Source organism: Kitasatospora sp. NBC_01302 (assembly GCF_035976515.1).
Classification (GTDB): Bacteria; Actinomycetota; Actinomycetes; order Streptomycetales; family Streptomycetaceae; genus Kitasatospora.
Map to the genome: position 1 here is coordinate 4,412,552 of NZ_CP108404.1, position 20,513 is coordinate 4,433,064.

General features: G+C 70.7%; 18 protein-coding genes. 5 read left to right on the forward strand and 13 right to left on the reverse strand.

What is annotated here, in order from left to right:
- Positions 1-43: 43 nt before the first annotated feature.
- The 4 genes from OG294_RS18965 to nth all read right to left on the reverse strand — a co-directional run bounded on the left by OG294_RS18965 (position 44) and on the right by nth (position 3,694).
- Complete coding sequence (locus tag OG294_RS18965; protein WP_327067693.1) at positions 44-745, reverse strand: metal-dependent hydrolase; 702 nt, start codon at positions 743-745, stop codon at positions 44-46.
- 156 nt (positions 746-901) lie between these two features.
- Entirely contained in the window at positions 902-2,089 is a 1,188-nt protein-coding gene (locus OG294_RS18970; protein ID WP_327067694.1) for a MarP family serine protease, read from the reverse strand.
- Between the two features lie 55 nt (positions 2,090-2,144).
- The gene (locus tag OG294_RS18975) at positions 2,145-2,813 is read right to left on the reverse strand and encodes an NUDIX hydrolase (protein ID WP_327067695.1); all 669 of its coding nucleotides are present in this window, start codon (positions 2,811-2,813) and stop codon (positions 2,145-2,147) included.
- Positions 2,810-3,694 carry an endonuclease III gene (nth, locus tag OG294_RS18980; RefSeq protein WP_327067696.1) on the reverse strand — a complete coding sequence of 295 codons (885 nt, stop codon included), beginning with the start codon at positions 3,692-3,694 and terminating at the stop codon, positions 2,810-2,812. The genes OG294_RS18975 and nth overlap by 4 nt, the downstream gene beginning before the upstream one ends.
- 260 nt (positions 3,695-3,954) lie before the next feature.
- Between nth and OG294_RS18985 the strand changes: the two genes are divergently transcribed.
- A complete protein-coding gene (locus OG294_RS18985; protein ID WP_030240972.1) occupies positions 3,955-4,629 on the forward strand; it encodes a Crp/Fnr family transcriptional regulator in 675 nt (224 codons plus the stop codon).
- A 79-nt stretch (positions 4,630-4,708) separates the two neighbouring features.
- On the opposite strand, the gene OG294_RS18990 is transcribed toward OG294_RS18985, so the two are convergent.
- The 5 genes from OG294_RS18990 to OG294_RS19010 form a co-directional block, all read right to left on the reverse strand.
- Entirely contained in the window at positions 4,709-5,530 is an 822-nt protein-coding gene (locus tag OG294_RS18990; RefSeq protein ID WP_327067697.1) for an MBL fold metallo-hydrolase, read from the reverse strand.
- A gap of 28 nt (positions 5,531-5,558) precedes the next feature.
- Positions 5,559-5,792 (reverse strand): hypothetical protein, encoded by a 234-nt coding sequence (locus OG294_RS18995; RefSeq protein WP_327067698.1) that lies wholly within the window; start codon positions 5,790-5,792, stop codon positions 5,559-5,561.
- The gene (locus OG294_RS19000) at positions 5,779-6,687 is read right to left on the reverse strand and encodes an NUDIX hydrolase (protein ID WP_327067699.1); all 909 of its coding nucleotides are present in this window, start codon (positions 6,685-6,687) and stop codon (positions 5,779-5,781) included. Before OG294_RS19000 ends, OG294_RS18995 begins: the two co-directional genes overlap by 14 nt.
- A 73-nt stretch (positions 6,688-6,760) precedes the next feature.
- The gene (locus OG294_RS19005; RefSeq protein ID WP_327067700.1) at positions 6,761-7,225 is read right to left on the reverse strand and encodes a RidA family protein; all 465 of its coding nucleotides are present in this window, start codon (positions 7,223-7,225) and stop codon (positions 6,761-6,763) included.
- Positions 7,225-7,380: a DUF4177 domain-containing protein gene (locus OG294_RS19010; protein WP_184936686.1), complete on the reverse strand. Its 156-nt coding sequence runs from the start codon at positions 7,378-7,380 to the stop codon at positions 7,225-7,227. The genes OG294_RS19005 and OG294_RS19010 overlap by 1 nt, the downstream gene beginning before the upstream one ends.
- 242 nt (positions 7,381-7,622) lie before the next feature.
- On the opposite strand from OG294_RS19010, the gene OG294_RS19015 reads away from it, so the two are divergent.
- Positions 7,623-8,639, forward strand: a complete 1,017-nt coding sequence (locus OG294_RS19015; RefSeq protein WP_327071594.1) for an ArsA-related P-loop ATPase — start codon at positions 7,623-7,625, stop codon at positions 8,637-8,639.
- Positions 8,636-9,853: an ArsA family ATPase gene (locus OG294_RS19020; protein WP_327067701.1), complete on the forward strand. Its 1,218-nt coding sequence runs from the start codon at positions 8,636-8,638 to the stop codon at positions 9,851-9,853. The genes OG294_RS19015 and OG294_RS19020 overlap by 4 nt, the downstream gene beginning before the upstream one ends.
- Positions 9,854-9,902: 49 nt before the next feature.
- Here OG294_RS19020 and OG294_RS19025 read toward each other — a convergent pair whose 3' ends face one another.
- Positions 9,903-10,226 carry a WhiB family transcriptional regulator gene (locus tag OG294_RS19025; RefSeq protein WP_145905440.1) on the reverse strand — a complete coding sequence of 108 codons (324 nt, stop codon included), beginning with the start codon at positions 10,224-10,226 and terminating at the stop codon, positions 9,903-9,905.
- A gap of 434 nt (positions 10,227-10,660) precedes the next feature.
- Here OG294_RS19025 and OG294_RS19030 point away from each other — a divergent pair, with 434 nt between their 5' ends.
- Positions 10,661-13,054: a transglycosylase domain-containing protein gene (locus OG294_RS19030; RefSeq protein ID WP_327067702.1), complete on the forward strand. Its 2,394-nt coding sequence runs from the start codon at positions 10,661-10,663 to the stop codon at positions 13,052-13,054.
- A gap of 135 nt (positions 13,055-13,189) precedes the next feature.
- On the opposite strand, the gene OG294_RS19035 is transcribed toward OG294_RS19030, so the two are convergent.
- From OG294_RS19035 to OG294_RS19045, 3 genes are all read right to left on the reverse strand, one after another.
- Positions 13,190-13,435, reverse strand: a complete 246-nt coding sequence (locus OG294_RS19035) for a hypothetical protein (RefSeq protein ID WP_327067703.1) — start codon at positions 13,433-13,435, stop codon at positions 13,190-13,192.
- Positions 13,436-14,073: 638 nt separating this feature from the next.
- A complete protein-coding gene (locus tag OG294_RS19040; RefSeq protein WP_327067704.1) occupies positions 14,074-15,024 on the reverse strand; it encodes a hypothetical protein in 951 nt (316 codons plus the stop codon).
- A gap of 142 nt (positions 15,025-15,166) precedes the next feature.
- Positions 15,167-15,670: a hypothetical protein gene (locus OG294_RS19045; protein ID WP_327067705.1), complete on the reverse strand. Its 504-nt coding sequence runs from the start codon at positions 15,668-15,670 to the stop codon at positions 15,167-15,169.
- A 978-nt stretch (positions 15,671-16,648) separates the two neighbouring features.
- Here OG294_RS19045 and OG294_RS19050 point away from each other — a divergent pair.
- Entirely contained in the window at positions 16,649-20,500 is a 3,852-nt protein-coding gene (locus OG294_RS19050) for a golvesin C-terminal-like domain-containing protein (protein ID WP_327067706.1), read from the forward strand.
- The last annotated feature ends 13 nt before the right edge of the window (positions 20,501-20,513 follow it).

Here is a 20,513-nt window from a genome sequence, read left to right on the forward strand (position 1 = left end):
CCGCGGACCGGACCCGGGTGTCGGCCCGGGCCCGGGCGGCGGTTCAGCCGAGGACGGTCGGCTCCAGTGCCGTGAACCAGAGCAGGGCGAAGGTCGCGACCGTCATGATCGGGACCAGGACCTTGGTCTCCATGTCGTTGCCGCTGCGCTTGATCAGCACGATCTCGTAGCGCTGCTTGTGCGGCCACAGCCACGGCGCGCCCATCTTGGTGAGGCTGTCGCCCAGCAGGTGGGCGAGCGTGCCGAGGGCGACCGCGTACGGCAGCCAGCCCGGCGCGCTCGGCATCCACTTGTCCATCGCGGCGGTGCCGAGCACCGACAGGCCGATGACGCTCAGCCAGGTCGTGTGCCCCTCGCCCGGCACGTGGATCCGCAGCGCCTTGACCGCCAGGGCCAGCAGGAAGAACGTGAGCCCCAGGGTGAACGGGCGGCCCAGGTAGGTGACCCCGGCCCAGGTCCCGGCACCCATCAGCGCCACGAAGAGCAGCGAGTGGGTGGCGTGCCGGTGCCCGCCCGAGATCCAGGCCACGAACCGGCAGAGCAGCTTGGAGAACGGGCCGAGGAAGTTGGCGATCGTCCCGTCGTGGTGGTCCAGGTCGGGCAGCAGGGCCGCGCCCGCGCAGAGCACGGTGCCGAGCAGGATGTCGGCCGGCTTCAGATGGGTGTGCAGCAACAGCGGTGGCAGGAATGGCACGCAGGCCGCGTACACCATCGCACCGCTGACCGCGTGCGAGTGACCCATCATGGCCGAAACTCCTTCATGTCGCCGGCTCCCGCCGGACTGGCCCCGCACCAGCCAAGTTGAGCCGAACGGGTGAGCGCGGCCGACGCTATCAGGAGGAACTGACGCACCGACGGATCCCGACGCTGCGTCAGAGGAGGTTCGAGCGAGCGGGTCGCCTCAGAGCGCGCAGCCCTGGGTGTCCGCCTCGGTGTTGTCGGTGAGGCCGGCCGTGGCGTCCGGCTTCACCTCGGAGGCGGTCAGGACGTAGCCGGTGTCGGCGCTGTCCAGCGACTTGGCGAAGACCACCCCGTAGACCTCGCCGTCCGGGGTGAGCAGCGGTCCGCCGCTGTTGCCCTGCCGCACCAGCGCGCGGATCGAGTAGACGTCCCGGACCACCGAACCGCGGTGGTAGATGTCCGGGCCGTTCGCCTGGATCCGGCCCCGGACGCGGGCCGGCTGCACGTCGAACGGGCCGTTCTCGGGGAAGCCGGCCACGATCGCGCTGTCGTTGGTCTTCGCGTCGTTGGCGAAGGCGAGCGGCGGGGCGTTGAGCTTGGGCACCTCGAGGATCGCGATGTCGCGCTGCCAGTCGTAGCGGACCACGGTGGCGTCGTAGAGCTGGCCGGTGCCGCCGATCTGCACGGTCGGCTCGTCGACGCCGCCCACCACGTGCGCGTTGGTCATCACCCGGTGCGGGGCGAAGACGAAGCCGCTGCCCTCCAGGGTCTTGCCGCAGGAGGTGGCGGTGCCCACCACCTTGACCAGGCTCTGCCGGGCCCGTGCCAGTGCGGGGCTGCCGGCCAGCGCCGGGTCCGGCGGCTGCACATCGGTGATCGGCTCGTGCTCGAAGGGGTTGAAGACCTGCGGGAACCCGTTCTGCGACAGCACCTTGCTGAAGTCGGAGAACCAGTTCGGCGCGTCGTCGGGCAGGGCCTCCTGGACGCTGCCGAGCACCTTGGAACTGCGGACCTGCTTGGAGACGTTGGGCATCGAGGTGCCCGCCAGCGCCGAGCCGATCAGCCAGGCCACCAGCAGCATCGACAGCACGTTCACCACCGAGCCGCCGAGTGCGTCGAGCACCTTGGCCGGCCCGCGCTCCCCGATCCGCCCGCGCAGCTTCCAGCCCAGGTGGGTGGTGGCCGCCTGGCCGACCGCCGCGAAGACGATCACCACCACCACGGCGACCACCGAGGCAGTGGTGCCGGGGCTCAGGTGGCTGAGCACCAAGGGAAGCAACTGCACCGCGATCAGCCCGCCGCCGAGGAAGCCCAGGACCGAGAGGATGCCCACCACGAAGCCCTGCCGGTACCCGGACACGGCGAAGCCGACCGCGGCGGCGACCAGCAGCAGATCGAGCACGTTCATCTCGACACCCTCCCATGGATGCCGGACCGCACGGCAGCGGGCCCGGCCACCAGCCTCACGGCATGGTGATCAGACGCGAGCTGTCCCAGGGCAGCTCCAGTCCGCTGTGGTGCAGCACCCGATCGATCACCCCGGCCGTGAAACCCCACACCACGTGCCCGGCCACCGCGAAGGCCGGGCCGGTGAACCCCGAGGGGTGCCGGTAGCGGCCCCGGTTGGCCGGGTCGGCGAGGTCGGCGAGCGGAACCCGGAAGACCGCACCCGTCTCCCCCGGGTCCACCGGAGCAACCGGGCTCTCCCGGTGCCACCAGCCGAGCACCGGGGTCACCACGAAGTCGCTGACCGGGATGTAGAGGGCGGGCAGCGTCGCGAAGACCTGCACCCCGCTCGGGTCCAACCCGGTCTCCTCCCACGCCTCGCGCAGCGCGGCGGCCACCGGGCCCGAGCCCTCGGGGTCGCCGTCCGCCTCGTCGAGTGCGCCACCGGGGAAGGAGACCTGGCCGGCGTGCGCGCGCAGCGCCTGGGAGCGCTGGGTCAGCAGCAGGTCGGGGCCCCGCTCGCCCTCACCGAAGAGCAGCAGCACCGCCGAGTGCCGGCCGCCCTCGGCGGGCGGCAGGAACCGGCTGAGCTGCTCGGGCCTGACCGTCTCGGCCGCCGTGCGGACCGGCAGCAGCCAGTCGGGCAGTCCGTCGCGGACGATCGCCGTCGGCGCGCTGCTCGTCACGCGGTCACCCCACCGTCGCCGGCACCACCGCCGGCACCACCGCCGGTGGCCGAGGTCACGGCCGCTGCGGGCGCGCTCGGCGCCGGCGCACCGGGGTAGCCGGCCGGCGGGCGCAACCTTTGACCCGGCTGCCCGCCCAGCTCGTACTTCAGCAGGCCCGCCGCCTTCTCGGGATCGGTCTCGCCCACCCCGTAGGAGGGGCAGAGCGCGGCGATCGGGCAGGCCCCGCAGGCCGGCTTGCGGGAGTGGCAGATCCGCCGCCCGTGGAAGACCACCCGGTGCGAGAGCATCGTCCACTCCGACTTCGGGAAGATCTCCGCGACGGCCGCCTCGACCGCCACCGGGTCCTCCTCGGTGGTCCAGCCGAACCGCCGGGCGAGCCGCCCGAAGTGGGTGTCCACGGTGATGCCCGGCACGCCGTAGGCGTTGCCCAGCACCACGTTGGCGGTCTTGCGGCCGACGCCCGGCAGGGTGACCATCTGCTCCAGCGTCCGCGGTACCTCGCCGCCGAACTCGTCGCGCAGCGCGATGGAGAGCCCGATCAGCGACTTGGCCTTGTTCCGGAAGAAGCCGGTCGGGCGGATGATCTCCTCGAGCTCCTCCGGCACCGCCGCCGCCATGGCCGCGGGGTCGGGGTACGTCGCGAAGAGCACCGGCGTGGTCTGGTTCACCCGCAGGTCGGTGGTCTGCGCCGACAGCACGGTGGCCACCAGCAGCTCGAAGGGCGACTCGAAGTCGAGCTCCGGGTGCGCGTAGGGGTACAGCTCGGCCAGGGCCCGGTTGATCTTCCGAGCGCGGCGCACCATCGCCAGGTGCGATTCGGGCTTCTTCGGCTTCCCCGCCGGCGCGGCCACAGCCTTGCGGACCTTGCTCTCTGCCATGCACGCAGGCTACGCCGGTTGGCCCAGCTCCCGCGGCCCTTTGCCCGGTGCCACGTCGTCCGGCTGTGACCGATCGGTAACCAATGCGTACGGATGGCCCTGTACCGGACTCGGCAACGCCCCCCTCCTCATATGATCGGAGCGACATACGTCATGCTTGGTGATGAAGACCACTGTTTCTCCATCGCCGACGTATGGAGGAGCACCAGCACGCGAGCCGTCCGTGGGCCCACCGCGGGCGGCTGACAAGGAGGAAGCACGTGGACGATGTTCTGCGGCGCGCAGCGCTCTTCGCGGCGCTCGACGACGAACAGGCCGGCGAGCTGCGCGCTTCCATGACCGAGGTGACCCTCGCCCGTGGCGAGTCGCTCTTCCACGAGGGCGACCCCGGCGACCGGCTCTACGTGGTCGCCGAGGGCAAGGTGAAGCTGCACCGGGCGTCGCCGGACGGCCGCGAGAACATGCTCGCGGTGCTCGGCCCCAGCGAGATGATCGGCGAGCTCTCGCTCTTCGACCCGGGCCCGCGCACCGCCACCGCGAGCGCGCTGACCGAGGTCAAGCTGCTGGGCCTGGGCCACGGTGACCTGCAGCCCTGGCTGCACGCGCGCCCCGAGGTCTCCATCGCGCTGCTGCGCGCGATCGCCCGCCGACTGCGGCGGACCAACGACGTGATGAGCGACCTGGTCTTCTCGGACGTGCCGGGCCGGGTGGCCAAGGCGCTGCTCGACCTCTCGCGCCGCTTCGGCGTGCAGTCCGAGGAGGGCATCCACGTCGCCCACGACCTGACCCAGGAGGAGCTGGCCCAGCTGGTCGGTGCCTCCCGGGAGACCGTGAACAAGGCGCTGGCCGACTTCGCCGGGCGCGGCTGGCTCAAGCTGGAGGCCCGCGCGGTGGTCCTGATGGACGTCGAGCGCCTCTCCCGCCGCTCGCGCTGACCCTGCCGCTTTCACTGACACCGCCGCTCGCGCCGTCCGATCCGCCTGGATCGGGCGGCGCGCGTGCGTCGCGGGCAGCTCAGATCAGCCCGTGGTCCTCCAGGTAGCGCAGCTGGGCCCGGACGGAGAGTTCGGCGGCCGGCCAGAGCGCCCGGTCCACATCGGCGTAGACCCGGGCCACCACCTGCTCGGCCGTGCGGCAGCCGTTCTCCACCGCCGTCTCCACCTGGGCCAGCCGGGCCGCCCGGTGGGCCAGGTAGTACTCGACCGTGCCGAGCGCGTCGGCCAGCACCGGCCCGTGCCCCGGCAGCACCGTGCGCACGCCGTGCTCCACGGCCAGCGCCCGCAGCCGGCGCAGCGAGTCGAGGTAGTCGCCGAGCAGCCCGTCGGGATGGGCGACCATCGTGGTCCCGCGGCCCAGCACGGTGTCCCCGGTGAGGATCGCCCCGTCCGCCGGGAGGTGGAAGGTGAGCGAGTCGGCCGTGTGGCCGGGGGTGGGCACCACCCGCAGCTCCAGCCCACCGACCTCCACCACCTGTCCGCCGTGCAGCCCCTCCTCGCCCAGGCGCAGCGCCGGGTCCAGGGCCCGCACCGCCGTACCGGTCAGCTCGGCGAACCGGGCAGCTCCCTCGGCGTGGTCGTGGTGACCGTGGGTGAGCAGGGTGAGCGCGATCCGCTTGCCGCGCCGCTCGGCCTCGGCGATCACCGCGCGCAGGTGGCCCTCGTCCAGCGGCCCGGGGTCGATCACCACGGCGAGCTCGGAGTCGGGCTCGGCGAGCAGCCAGGTGTTGGTGCCGTCCAGGGTCATCGGGGACGGGTTGGGGGCGAGCACGCAGAACGCGCGCTCGGTGGCGGCACCGCCGACGGTGGCGGCGGGGTCACCAGGGAGCAGACCGGTCACGGAGGAGTCCTCGCAGGAGTGGGGGGAGTCAGGTCCCGCTGGGCAGCCGCTCGCTCCCGGCGGCGGGCGCCGGTGCCGGTGTCAGCAGCACCCGCGGCGGCAGCCCCCGCGCCGGCAGGGCGCGGACCAGCGCGCGCTGGCGGAGATCGGCCGGTGGCCTGGGGCCCTCGCAGGCCAGCGGGCGGTTCAGCGGCCGCAGGGCCGTGGTGCTCGGGGCGGAGTGCCGGTCGGCGAGCAGGCGAGCCACGTCATTGTGGATCATCGGCTGGGGGTCCTTCCTCGGGGTAGTCGCCATCGATGGTCAGCTCTTCATACCCCGACCACCGAACGGTCATACGATCACCCATCACCTCGGCCTGGCCCAGCACCGGGGCCAGGGTCCGGCGGCCGGCCGCCGCCAGCGCCTGGGCCGCGGTGCCGTACGGCTGCAGCTCGCGCAGGACCGAGACGGTCGGCGGGAGCATCCCGTAGCGGCCCTCGGCGTGGCCCCGGACGGCTTCGGTGGGGCTCAGCCAGGCCACCCGGTCCGCCTCGCCGACCTCGCGCGCGGCGCGCTGACCGGACGGCAGCGCGGCCACGAAGAACCAGGTGTCGTAGCGCCGTTCCTCGAAGGCCGGGGTGATCCAGCGGGCCCAGCCGCCCAGCAGGTCGCTGCGCAGCACCAGCGCGTGCTCGCGGCAGAACTCGGCGAAGGAGATCTCGTGCGCCTCCAGTGCGGCCCGCTCGGCGCTCCAGTCGCGCTCGGGTGCCATGGTGTGCGCGTCGGGCCCGGCCAGCAGCACGCCGACCTCCTCGAAGGTCTCGCGGACCGCCGCGCAGACCACCGCCTGGGCGGTGGCCCGGTCGACCCCGAGCCGCGCGGCCCACTCCTGCGGGCCGGGTCCGGCCCAGGCCGGCGCCTGCTCGGCGTCGCGCGGGTCCACCCCGCCGCCCGGGTAGGCGTACATCCCGGCGGCGAAGGCCATCGAGGTGCGGCGGCGCAGCAGGTAGGCCTGCGGCCCCTCGGTGCCTTCGCCGTCGCGCAGCAGCACCACGGTGGCGGCCGGCTTGGGGACCACCGGGGTCAGCCGACCGGCCGCCAGCGCCCGGATCCGGGCGGGCCAGCCGGGCGGCATGGGGGGAGCGGCCGCGGGCGGGCCGGAGAGATTCGCTGCCATGCCCGGATGCTATGCATCCGGGCCCGGCGCTGAGAAGGCCCGCCCGCCGCGGCCCCGGGTGTCGGCCAGCAGGTCAGGCCCGGACCCGGACCTGGATCTCGACCTCGACCGGCGCGTCCAGCGGCAGCACCGCGACGCCCACCGCGCTGCGCGCGTGGACGCCGGCCGCGCCGAGCACCTGGCCGAGCAGCTCACTGGCGCCGTTGATCACGCCGGGCTGGCCGGTGAAGTCGGGGGCGGAGGCCACGAAGCCGACCACCTTGACCACCTGCTCGATCTTGTCCAGGTCGCCGATCACCGACTTCACGGCGGCCAGCGCGTTGAGCGCGCAGATCGCCGCCAGCTCCTTGGCCTGCTCGGCGGTCACCTCGGCACCGACCTTGCCAGTGTGCTCCAGCTTGCCCCGCACCATCGGCAGCTGGCCGGAGGTCAGCACGTGGTCGCCCGAGCGCACCGCCGGGACGTACGCGGCCACCGGGGCGGCCACCTCCGGGAGGGTCAGGCCGAGTTCGGCCAGCCGGCTCTCGACCGTGCCCATCAGTTCTTCTCCCGCTTGAGGTAGGCCACCAGCTGCTCGGGGTTCGGCCCGGGCACGACCTGGACCAGCTCCCAGCCGTCCTCGCCCCAGGTGTCCAGGATCTGCTTGGTCGCGTGCACGAGCAGCGGCACCGTTACGTATTCCCACTTGGTCATGGGGCTGACTCTAGACCGTCCGCGCACGGCGCCGTCCGATGTGAGGTGGGACACAATGCGGGCCGTGAGGGCGCTCGGCACCCGGATGGTCCCGGCATCGGGCGCGGGCGCTGGTTACGCTCGCGAGGAGGCCCAGTGGAGGGAGACGGAGCGTGCCGAGGAGCCAGGAGCCGAGCCAGGCCCAGCAGCCGGCCGACGCCGCGCAGCCCGCCGAGGTGACCGGCGGCCCCGACTGGGAGGGCGTGCGGCTGCACGTGGTCAGCGGGAAGGGCGGCACCGGCAAGACCACCGTGGCGGCCGCACTCGCGCTCGCGCTGGCCGCCGAGGGGCGGCGGACCCTGCTGATCGAGGTGGAGGGCCGTCAGGGCATCGCCGAGCTGTTCGGCAGCTCCGCGCTGCCCTACGAGGAGCGCAAGATCGCCGCCGTCTCCCCGGCCAGGCTGGGCCGGGCCGGGCACGGCACCGGCGAGGTGTTCGCGCTGGCCATCGATCCCGAGCAGGCGCTGCTCGAGTACCTCGACATGTTCTACAAGCTCGGCCGGGCCGGGAAGGCGCTGCAGAAGGTCGGCTTCGTCGACTTCGCCACCACCATCGCCCCGGGCGTGCGCGACGTGCTGCTGACCGGCAAGGCCTGCGAGGCGGCCCGGCGCAAGGGGCCGGACGGGCGCCCGGTGTACGACGCGGTGGTGATGGACGCCCCGCCCACCGGCCGGCTCACCCGGTTCCTGAACGTCAACTCCGAGGTCGCCGGGCTCGCCCGTTTCGGTCCGATACACAGTCAGGCCCAGGCGGTGATGGGCGTGTTGAAGTCGCCGCAGACCGCGGTGCACCTGGTCACCCTGCTGGAGGAGATGCCGGTGCAGGAGACCGTGGACGGCTTCACCGAGCTGCGCGAGGCCGGGCTGCCGGTGGGCGGGGTGCTGGTCAACATGGTGCGCCCGCCGGTGCTGGACGCGGCGGCCGTGGCCGCGGCGCACGGCGACCACCGCGAGGAGGTGGCCCTCGCGCTGGTGGAGGCCGGCCTCGGCGGCCGGTCGCGCAGCGCGCAGACCCGGCGGGCGGCGGTGGAGCCGCTGCTCGACCCGCTGCTCGCCCAGGCCCGCGAGCACGCCGAACGGGTGACACTGGAGCGCGAACAGCGGGCCGACCTGCGCGCGCTGGCGCTGCCGACGTACGAGCTTCCGCTGCTCAGCGGCGGCGTGGACCTGGGCGGGCTGTACCGGCTGGCCGGCGAGTTGAAGGGGCAGGGCGCGGCATGAGCTCCAGCACGACCGGCAGCGGCGGCGGCCAGGGTGCCGGCGGCACCCTCGACGTCGACCGGCTGATCGACAACCCGGGCACCCGGATCATCGTCTGCTGCGGCTCGGGCGGCGTGGGCAAGACCACCACCGCCGCCGCGATCGGCCTGCGCGCCGCCGAGCGCGGCCGGCGGACCGTGGTGCTGACCATCGACCCGGCGCGCCGGCTGGCCCAGTCGATGGGCCTGACCGAGCTGGACAACACCCCGCGCCCGGTGAAGGGCGTGGCCACCGCGACCGGCCCCGGCGAACTGCACGCCATGATGCTGGACATGAAGCGGACCTTCGACGAGGTCGTGCTCGCCCATGCCGACCCCGAGCGGGCGCGGGCGATCCTGGAGAACCCCTTCTACCAGTCGCTCTCGGCCGGCTTCGCGGGCACCCAGGAGTACATGGCGATGGAGAAGCTCGGTCAGCTCCAGGCCACCGGGGAGTGGGACCTGATCGTGGTGGACACGCCGCCCTCACGCTCGGCGCTGGACTTCCTGGACGCGCCGGGGCGGCTCGGCTCCTTCCTGGACGGCAAGATCATCCGGGTGCTGATGACCCCCGCGAAGGTCGGCGGGCGCAGCGCGATGAAGTTCCTCAACGTCGGGATGGGCCTGCTCACCGGCACCCTGGGCAAGATCTTCGGCGCCCAGCTGCTGACCGACCTGCAGACCTTCGTGGCCGCCATGGACTCGATGTTCGGCGGCTTCCGGGAACGGGCGGAGAGCACCTACCAGCTGCTCAAGGCGCAGGGCACGGCCTTCCTGGTGGTCGCCGCGCCGGAGCGGGACGCGCTGCGCGAGGCCGCGTACTTCGTGGACCGGCTGGCGGCCGACCAGATGCCGCTGGCCGGCCTGGTGCTCAACCGGGTGCACGCCACCGGCGCCCCGCAGCTCACCGCGGAGCGCGCACAGGCGGCGGCGCAGGCCCTGGAGGAGAACGGCGGGGAGCACGAGCCGGGGCAGGCCGACGCGGAGGCGCTGGCCGCCGGGCTGCTGCGGCTGCACGCGGAGCGGGTCGAGGTGATGGGCCGTGAGCGGCGGACCAGGGACCGGTTCGTCTCGGTCTATCCCGATGTTCCCATGGTGGAGGTGCCGGCACTGGCGGGGGATGTGCACGACCTCCATGGGCTGCGCCTGATCGGGCGTCAACTCGCGGGCGATCCGACGGGGTCGGACCGGTCGTAGTCGAAGGACCGGTGCGACAGGGCGACCCCGTGATGTCGGGGCCGCCCGGTCAGCCGGCCTGCGCGTAGTCCGAGAGGATCACGCCGGTGGCGAGCGACTCCTCGTACTCCGTGCGCGCGGTCTCCAGCAGGCGGCGCCAGGAGATCACCGTCGGGCGGCGGCGCAGCAGCGCCCTGCGCTCCCGCTCGGTCATCCCGCCCCAGACGCCGAACTCCACCCGGTTGTCCAACGCGTCCGCCAGGCACTCGGTGCGCACCGGACACCCGCTGCACACCGCCTTCGCCCGGTTCTGCGCCGCCCCCTGAACGAACAGTTCATCCGGATCACTCGTGCGGCAGGCAGCCTGCGCACTCCAGTCGTCTACCCAGCCCATCCCGGCGCCGTCCTCTCCCGAATCGAGGCTCCCCCACGGCGGCAACGGCATACTCACCGCAGCCAGTTGAGGACGTTACGGAAGATTGGCGGAGCGCAACAGCCCCTTGGGGTCCAATCTCGAATGACCCGATTGGACTATGGGTGCCGGTCAGATCACTCGTTGGAGTGATCGCAGGTCGTAAGGCTTGCACCCGTCCCGATCGTCCACTTTGACGCCACTTTCGTCACAGAGCGCCACAGCGCCCCGCGGGACACGCCCTCACACGGAGGGCGGAGGGCCGCACCAGTCGCCTCATAACCCGTCAAATGGGACAACTCTAAACACTCACAGGAGTGTCCGGGTTTCACAGAGCGAAGCTGTCGCAAGCTTGTGACAAGCGTAGGCGAACACCTGCCCTCTTGCCCTGGATTTGGCAACGTAGAGTCCTCCCTATGGCACCAAAGCGCTCATCAGCTACCCAGCGCCCCCGCCGACGGCGCACCTCCCCCCTGGAGTTGGCCGGACACGGCGTCAAGTTCCTGGGCGTCAGCGTCCTGGCCGGCGTCGTCCTGGCCGGACTCGCACTGCCCGCTGTGGGCGCTATCGGCCTGGGGGCCAAGAACGGCGTCCAGAACTTCAACAACATTCCGGACGACTTCAAGACCCCGACCCTGGACCAGGCGTCGTACATCTACGACGCCAAGGGCAACCAGATCGCCAAGGTCTACGCGCGCGACCGCACGATACTGACGCAGGATCAGATGTCGCCGCTCTCCCGCGAGGCGCAGGTCGACATCGAGGACGCGCGGTTCTACCAGCACGGTGCGGTCGACCCCAAGGGCATCGCGCGCGCGATCGGCAAGAACGCCTCCTCGGACGGCGCTTCCGAGGGTGCCTCGACGCTGACCCAGCAGTACGTGAAGAACGTCTTCATCGAGGAGGCCGGCGACGACCCGGTCGCCTTCAAGGCGGCGACCGAGAAGAGCCTGGGCCGCAAGATCAAGGAGCTGAAGTACGCCATCCAGTTGGAGAAGGACCTGACCAAGGACCAGATCCTCACCAACTACCTGAACATCACCTTCTTCAACCACCAGGCGTACGGCATCGAGGCGGCCGCCCAGCGGTACTTCGGCAAGTCGGACAAGGACCTCACCGTCGCCGAGGCCGCGACGCTGGCCGGCATGGTGCAGAACCCGACGGCCTACGACCCGCTGCTGCACCCCAAGGCCGCGCAGAACCGTCGTGACACGGTCATCGACAAGATGCTCGAGTACAAGCACATCACGCCGGAGCAGGCCAAGGAGGCCAAGGCCACCCAGCTCAGCTCGGACCTCCACTACCAGGACCCGCAGAACGGCTGCATCACGGCCGGCAACGGCGAGGGCTTCTTCTGCGACTACGTGAAGCGCGTGGTGGAGAGCAACCCGGCCTTCGGCTCCTCCGCGGCCGACCGCACCAAGCTGTGGACCCAGGGCGGCCTGAAGATCTACACCACCCTCGACCCGGACAAGCAGGCCGCGGCCAACAGCGCCGTGACCTCGCAGGTCTACGCGAGCGACCCGGTCGCGGCGGCGAGCACCATGATCAAACCGGGGACCGGTGAGATCCTCGCGATGGCCCAGAGCAGGCCCTACGGCCTTGACGCCACCAAGCACCAGACGGTGGTCAACCTCAACGTCGGCACGGCGATGGGCGGCGGCAACGGCTTCCAGCCGGGCTCGACCTTCAAGGCGATCGTCGCGGCCGCGGCCATCGACGGCGGCACCCAGCTGAGCCAGTCCTACCCGTCGCCGGCCAAGATGCCGTACCCGCAGATGAGCACCTGCGCCGGGACCTGGAAGAACACCAAGGGCGAGCCCGTCAGCAACGACAGCCCGAGCGAGTCCGGGCCGTTCATGATGCCCGAGGCGATGGCGCGCTCGATCAACACCTACTTCGTCTCGCTGGAGGCGGACACCGGTCTGTGCGCGGTCAAGCAGATGGCCAACAAGCTGGGGATCAAGACCAAGGCCAGCGGCGCCCCGCTCGACGAGGTGCCGGCCATGGCCCTGGGTGTCGAGACGGTGAGCCCGCTCGACATGGCCGGCGTCTACGCCACCTTCGCCTCGCGCGGCGTGCACTGCGACCCGATCGCGATCAAGTCGGTCACCGGCATCGACGGCAAGCAGCTGCCGGTCCCGCAGGCCAACTGCCAGCAGGCGATGCAGCAGAACACCGCTGACAGCGTCAACACGCTGCTCAAGGGTGTGACCGAGAAGTCCGGCACCGGTGCCGCGCTGAACCTGAGCGACAACCGCCCGATCGCCGGCAAGACCGGTACCACCGACAGTCGGATGGCCGCGTGGTTCGACGGCTACACCCCCGACCTGGTCGACGTGACCTGGCTCGGCGGCCCGGACAGCAGCATCCCGATGGACCGGAACATCACCATCGGCGGCAAGCACTTCTACGACACCGACGGTGTATACGGCGCCAACGGCCCCGGCCCGATCTGGCAGCAGGCGATGAACCAGGCGGTCGCGGGTACCCCGATCAACCAGTTCACCCTCGTCCCGAACGCGCCCTCGGCCACGGCCTCGACGGACACCCCGCCGCCGAACCCGGCGCAGAACCAGAACCCGGGCCAGAACCCGAACCCCGGTGACCCGAACAACCCGAACCCTGGCGGCAACCCGCCGGCCACCAACGCCGGCCTGATCACCACGGCGCCGCCGGCAGCCCCGTCGGCACCCTCGGTGCCGAACCCGCCCCCGGGCGGCGGCACCATCGGCGGCGGCTTCTCGCTGCCGCCGGGCATGATCGGCGGCACCGGCCCCGGCAAGCCGGGCAAGCCCGGGCACCACTGAGCTCCGCCGCGCTCGGCACAGAAGGGCCCGGTGCCCCCTGGACGAATCCAGGGGGCACCGGGCTCTTCGAGTCTCACGGTTACGGCGAGCCTGATGCGATCATGCTGCATGGGTGAGCCCTGCCTGGGCCCAGGCTCACTGGACCGCTCGGATTTCGGCGTGAGTCGGCCTGTTGGCGGCAGCGGGAAGAAATCGGGTGGCGATGATCACGCGGCGGAGCTTGGCGAGCATGTCGGCGAAGGCCGGGTCGGCCTTGGTGGTGTACCAAGGAGCCTGCTCGTGGCGGTCAGCCGCGTCGTTCGGATGGTGGCCGTGCAACACGTACCAGACGACGGTGATCGAGTAGCGGTACATGCCGAACAGGACGGTGTGGCCTGCCACGTTCTCAATTCAACTACAGGCCTGCCCGACTCCGAGCAGGGCGCGGGCCAGGCCGGTCATCATCCCAATCCCCGTGCTGGGCCCGGCCTGCGCGACCAGCCCGGTCATCATCGCGGTGAAGGTCGCGAAAGCTCGGCGCGGTGAACACACTCAGCGGCTCCAGCACGGCCGGCAAGGACGCCAGTGGACTCGCAAGCATGGGCGGATCCCCTCCCCGGCGTGGTCGCCGCACCGCTGATGCTGCCGCCGTCCGGCCTACGAAGAACCCGAACCGTCCGCCCGCCACCCGTCGGGGTGAGCGTCCACCTGCTCGCACGCCCCGGACAGCTATCGGCACGCCCGGACCAGCCCACGCCGCTACTGCTGCTCGGGTAAGGCGAGGGCGTAGTGGAACCGTCGTCGCCGACGGCGTGTCGCAGAGTCCGCACGATCGCCTCGGGATCGGTGACAACCAAGGTGTCCAACCGGCTGCTGGGCGCGGCTCTGGCGTCGGGGGGCGAGGGGGAGGCGAGGGGCTCGGACGTGCGGAAGGCGTTCGTGGGCGTGCGGATGGTCGTTGAGGTCACGCGGCGGGCGACGCGTTCGGCGGACGGGGCCGGGTGCAGGGCATCGATGGTGACGGCGAGAAGGATGGAGGATCAGGGTTGGGCAACGATGGCGGCTGCCCTGTTGAGGACGGCATCCAGGCTGCGGCGGTCCGCGGTGAGGGCGTCCTGGTTCTGCTCGATCTCACGACTCTGGATCCGTGCTTCGGAGTCATGCCAGATCTCCGCGACCTTGTGGATGTTCCGGCAGGTGACATCGGCCGTGGCCGTGGCAATTTCGAGCTTCGGCACGCCCTTTGCACTCGGCTCGAAGCGGGGATCGTCGTTTGCGTCCATCGGCGCCTTGTAGTCGAAGCCCTTTTCGCGCATACAGGCGGACCACTGCGCGAACACTGCCTGCACCTGCGGGTCCTGGCCCGACTCGGTGTAGGACTGATGGGTCAGCTGCTGGACGAGCTGCGAGACGCCGTGGGTCGCGCTGCCAAGAGTTCGGCGGGCCTGGCCGAAGCAGCCGCCCGGCGGTATCTGCTTGCCCGCCACCATGCCGCTTCTCGCTTCGGGCCCGGCCTGGGCCAGCAGTTCCGGGGGGATGTCGGTGCCGCCGAGCAGGACCTCGGTGTCGGCCGAGGGTGGCGGCATGGCCGACTGGGCCTTCATGGCGGCGTCGTACCGGCTCTGCATCGCGGCGTCCAGCTGGTAGCCGCGTCGCTCGGCGAGCTGGAGATCGTGGATGCCGTAGCGCCGGTCGAGCAGGTTTTTCGGCCCGAGGGGCGGCAGGTCCGGACCGGGCTGCCACTGGACGCCGAAACTGCTCACGCAGCCCCGCACCAGCTTGAGTTCGGCCTTCCCGATCATCCCGTCCTGTTCCGGCGTGGGCTGGTACGCCAGCAAGGGAAGCGTCCAGGTCGACGGGTCGCTGCCCGGAGTACTGGCGACCGAGACGGAGGGGGATACGGCGCCAGCTGCCGGGCCCGCGGTCGCGCCGGTCTTCCCGTGAGCGCAGCCCGCGACGGTGAGGACGGCCGCGGTGAGAGCGATTCCCATTGCACCGGCCTTTCGGTGGACCGCACCGGCCTCTCGGTGGCCGCTTCGCATCCTGTTGTTCCTCGCTTGCGTCAAAAGGGGAGAAGGACCGGTGGTTTCGGCGCGCCGGTGGCGAGTGCTGGCGCGCCGAACCGAGTTGCTCCTAATAGGAGTAGAAATTAATTGACCGGTTGTTGTTCTTGGTGGCGTCCAGATTCATCCCGCTGTTAGGGAGGATCCGGTCGAAGCCACCGGAGAAGTTCTTGCTGTAGTACACCGTGGCGCCGTAGTGGTCGAACCAGTTGTAGGCGGAGGCCGAGTTGTTGGCCACACGCTGACCGCCGCCGTCACCGTTCGAGCAGAAGGTGAGTGCGGGGTATGAGTTTCCGCCGCCGATGGGGATGGACGTCATGTCGGCAATAGGGTGCCCGACGTTGATCCAGGCCCCCTGGTATCCGGCGTGGTAGTAGAAGCGGAACCGGAACTGGTCCGTGTGGTCGGCACACGCGTCAGGCAACATGATGGTGTCGTCGCCGTTTGAGCCGACCATGATCGTGGGGTTGCCCTCAGCCATGGCGGTGCCGGCGAAGGACAGAGTGGTGACAGCAAGTGCTCCGGCGACGGCGGCGGCACGAAGACGGCGGCTGCCCCTGACGATGCTGTTCATAGGCTGTTTCCTTTGGAGGAGAAGGTGCGGGTGGACACCTGGGACGGAGCGTGCGTCCGAGGGGTCGTTGAATGCCGGGAAGTGACGTACAGGCTCGGGGGGCAGGGCCAGACGAATTCCGATCAGCCGACGATTGGCTACGGATAGGGAAAGTGGCGGAGACTTCGGGATCTCAAGGGACTCAGCAATCACATCGCGTGATGGCCCACCGAATTCCCGGACGAGGTGCAACCACCCAGCCCCGGTGACCGCAGGGTCCATCCACACTCACCGGCCTGCGAGGCCCCCCGTGAGCGATAAATTCTCATCACGAGGCCGCTCCCCGTGTCAACCTGGTTACGCACAGCGACTTGTCGAGTGTTCGCGGTTGCTTAACGTAGTGCCCGATTTGAGCGAACCGATGGCAAAGGGTTGGACATGTAGTTCCGTGGCCAGGTTTGCTGACGAATCGATCACATGGCTGGCCAGCGCCATTCTCGATGACCTATCGTGCTGCCGAGGGCGCAGGGGGATCCGGGGGGTTGCGCTCGGCAGTGCCGGCCTCGATGGTCCGCCTGCCGTCACGCGGGAGCGCCGGCCACACCACTGGTACGGCGAGGGGACGGAAGCGTTCGCGATCATCGCGACCTGCGTCGTCGTCCCTCGCGTGAGCACAGCCCACGGGCTCGATCAATCACGACGGGTGCCGTCCGTGCTGTCACGAACTGTCATCGGCTGCCCGAAGAGGCCGGTAAAACTGGGGGTTTGATGCGTTATCGAAGCAAACATGCGGTCCTGACGGGGACGCTCTCGATCTTGTCCGCCCTGTCGCTCGCCATGGCAGGCACCACCGCTCACGCGAACACGGTGACCGATGCGACGCCCTCGGCACAGCCGCCGGATGCTCCCGGGACCCAGCCGGGGCCATCGGGTGACTCGAAGGTGCCGGACCCCGACGCTGCGCTGCCCAAGGGCTGGCAGTCGTCGGGGGACCGTGCGGTGACGACCGCCGGAGACGCGGCGGGTTTCCGCATCCTCGCCGCGGACAGTGGTCAGGCCTACCAGTGGCGTACGGTCGCGACGCTCTCCGAGCCCGGCTTCGCGACCGACCTGTGGGTGGGCAACTCCTGCGTCACCGCCTCCGGCAAGCGCGCGGCCGTGGTCTACGCCCCGCGGCAGTTCACGAACCAGCCGGAGCTGATGCAGCGCGGCGCGTTCGCCGCGATCGTCGACCTGGAGTCGGGCGCGGTCACCAAACTCCCCGACCAGGTGTCACTGGCGTACTTCGACCCGGGCTGCGGCGCGGGTGAGAACGCGGTCTTCACCCAGGGCGGCGACGCCGACCTCGGCCAGACCAGGCTCCTGACCATCGACACGTCCACCGGAAAGCCGGTCGACACGGCCACTGTCGCCGGGCAGCTCACCTCGGCGGTGCCCGTGAAGGACGGCGTCGTCGGCGCGGCCGGATCGCAGCTGACCAAGGTCGACGCCTCCGGACACGCGAGTGTCCTGGCCACCACCTCCGGACCGGCCTCCGCCGTTCACCCGGACGCTGACGGCGGAGTCACTTTCCTGGACCGCAGCGGTGACACTACGGTGGCCAAGCGGCTGGCGGAGGGCAAGGTCGCCACGCTCGCCCAGAGCAGGACCGGTGACCTCGGCCTGCAGGCAGGCGCGGACGGCAAGGTCTTCCTCACCGGACAGCCGCAGGGGCCGACTTCGCTGCCCCCTGCCGTCAAGCAGCTCGCGGTGTCGTCCGACGCCGCCGTCTCCACCCAGGGCGCACTCGCCGTCGACCAGGCGGTCTCCGGACGGGTCCGCAGTCTGGCGGCCAACCCGCTGGCAGCACCGGGCCCGGGCGACCAGGGTCCGATCGAGATCCAGAGCGAGGTGCCCGCGACCGGGAAGAAGCTCTCCTTCTCCCTGACACCGGTCACCCCCGACGCCACTGCAGCGGCCGCAGCCGCCGCCTCACCCGCCCTCACCGACCAGCAGCCCGCTCCTGCGCCCCGGCCACAGGCAGGCTCGCTGACCGGGACGTCCAAGCCACGGACCACGCAGGCGTCCGCTACGGCCACGCCCCGCAGCGCGATGGCGACCATGACGAGTGCGACGACCACGGGCAGCGCGACGGCGACCGTCGATGACGACCGCGCCTGCAGCGTGGCCCGCAACGACCCCAACCAGCAGGCCTACCAGCCGACGCCCGCCCAGGTGGAGTGGGCCGCCGACATGGCGGTCCGCGGCGACCTGACCAAGCAGTGGGTCCGTCAGAGCCCCTGGCGCGGTATGGACGGCCTGGGGACGGTCGATCCGCAGGGGATGTTCCCGCTGCCGAGTCTCGCCGGTGCTCCGGGCGGACACATCCCGCCCCAGGTCCTGCTCGGCATCCTGACCCAGGAGTCGAACCTCTGGCAGGCCGAAGGAAGCGCCATACCGGGCCAGTTGGGCAACCCGCTGACCGGCAACTTCTACGGCCACCCGCGGGCCGGCTCCACGAACATCTGGCAGGTCGACTGGAGCAGGGTCGACTGCGGCTACGGCATGGGCCAGCAGACCGACGGCATGCATGCTGCCGGCCAGATGCGGCCCGGTGACCAGGCCTGGCCGGCCGACAAGCAGAAGGCCGTCGCCCTGGACTACGCCTCGAACATCGCCGTCGCGGCCCAGACCCTGGCCGACAAGTGGAACGAACTCCACGACCCCAACGCCCCGATGAAGCTCAACAGCGACAACCCGGCCTCCATCGAGAACTGGTTCACCGCGGCCTGGGACTACAACGCCGGCTTCACCCGATACGACCCCGCCAACCCGAGCGCCCCCTGGGGACTCGGCTACCTCAACAACCCGGCCAACCCGATCTACAAGCCCGACCGTGCGGCGTTCCTCAACTTCAACCACTACGCCGACGCAGCCCACCCGCAGAACTGGCCCTACCAGGAGAAGGTCCTCGGCTGGGCCGCCTGGCCGATCAACACCGGCCGCTCCTACGACAACAACGGCAACCTCAACCACGGCAACACCGCCGGCTACGCCGCGGCCTGGTGGGACAACGACGACCACCGCTCGCTGGTCAAGCCGCCGCTCTACACCTTCTGCAACACCCAGAACAACTGCGACGCCACCAAGCCGCCGCGCTGCGAGGTCGACCACCTCGGCCCCACCTGTGACACCCCCTACTGGTGGCACTCCTCGACCGCGTGGAAGAGCTGCACCAGTGACTGCGGCCACGAGACCATGACCTACAAGACGCTGCGGACCGAACCCGGCGACGGCACCACCGGCGCTCCGGACTGCACTCGTCCGGGCAGCAGCCCATCGGCCGTGCCCAGCGGCACCCTCGTCATCGACTCGCTCTCCGGTGCCTCCCCGCCGATGCGCTCCGACTGCGACCGGGTCTGGCAGAACGCCGGCACCTTCGGATTCAACTTCCAGCCCGACGGCGACGGTCACTACGAGGCCAAGGCCGACCTGCACCAGATCAGCGGCGGTTACGGCGCGCACTTCTGGTTCGCCCACACCCGCAACGCCGACAATGCCGTCGACCGGTCGACGACCGACGTCTCGGCGCCGGGGACGGTCAGCGGCCCCATGGCGATCACCGGTACCTGGCAGCTCAGCCAGCCGCTGAACAGTTGGACCAGGGTCTTCGTCCATCTGCCCGACACAGGCTCGGAGACCCAGCAGGCCACCTACACCATCCACACCGGATTCGACACCGAGAACCGGACCCTCAACGTCGCCTCCAACACCAACCACTGGGTGAGTCTCGGTGTGTTCCAATTCGCCCCCGGGGGCGGCATCCAGGGGCTCGAACTGAGCAACTACACCCAGGACGGCATCGGGGCCGGCGGCGAGGACCTCGCGTGGGACGCGGCGGCCTTCCAGCCCCTGCCCGACAAGCCGAAGGACTTCGTCGTCCAGATGGGCGACTCCTACTCCTCCGGCGAGGGCGCCCAGCCGTACATCTACGGCACCGACACCGGCCCCTACGCCGACCAGGACAAGCAGACCTCACCCGGCCGGAGCTGGAACGCCTGCCGGCGAAGCCAGAACTCCTGGATCCGCCAGACCGTCATCCCCGGCAGGGCCACCAGCATCGGCAGCGCCGCCGACTCCAACGACAGCAGCCTCGACTACCACAGCACCGCCTGCTCCGGCGCACTGACCCACTCGATCGGCAATAACGGCGCCGGAGACGCCCAAGGAAACCGCGCGTGGGGTGTCATCGGCCAGCACCACGAAGTGCCTCAGCTCATGTCCGGATTCCTCGACGCGAACACCACACTGGTCGCCCTGACCGCCGGCGGAAACGACGCGGGGTTCAGCGACATCGTCACGAGCTGCGCGGAGCCCTCGAAGGGCTGCCCATCGGATGCCTCGGTCACGGGGCAGATCAATGCCGCCGTCGGTAGCACGAGGGACCTGCTGTACGCCATCCATGCCAAGGCGCCGAACGCCAAGATCGTTCTCCTCGGCTACCCCGAGCTGTTCACGGTGAGCGACTGGGACCTCGGGTGCAGTGTGATGACGCCCGGCAACGCGGCGAAGCTCAACGACTGGGCCGTCTACATGGGGCACCAGCAGCAGAGCACGGTCGCCGGCCTGCAGTCCTCCGTGCCGGTCACCTTCTACTCGCCGATGACCGAGTTCAGCCAGCACGGAGTGTGCAGCCACGCCGGAGCCGCCATCAACGACGTCGTCGCGGCACCCTCCACGAAGGGCGGCGGCGACTTCTCCTGCCCGGGGAACCCGGTCTGCCCCAGTATGGAGAGCTACCACCCGAACAACGCCGGGACGAAGCTGTATGCGCAGGCCCTGGCGAACGCACTGACCGCCGCCAAGTACTGACGGCAGGACCAAG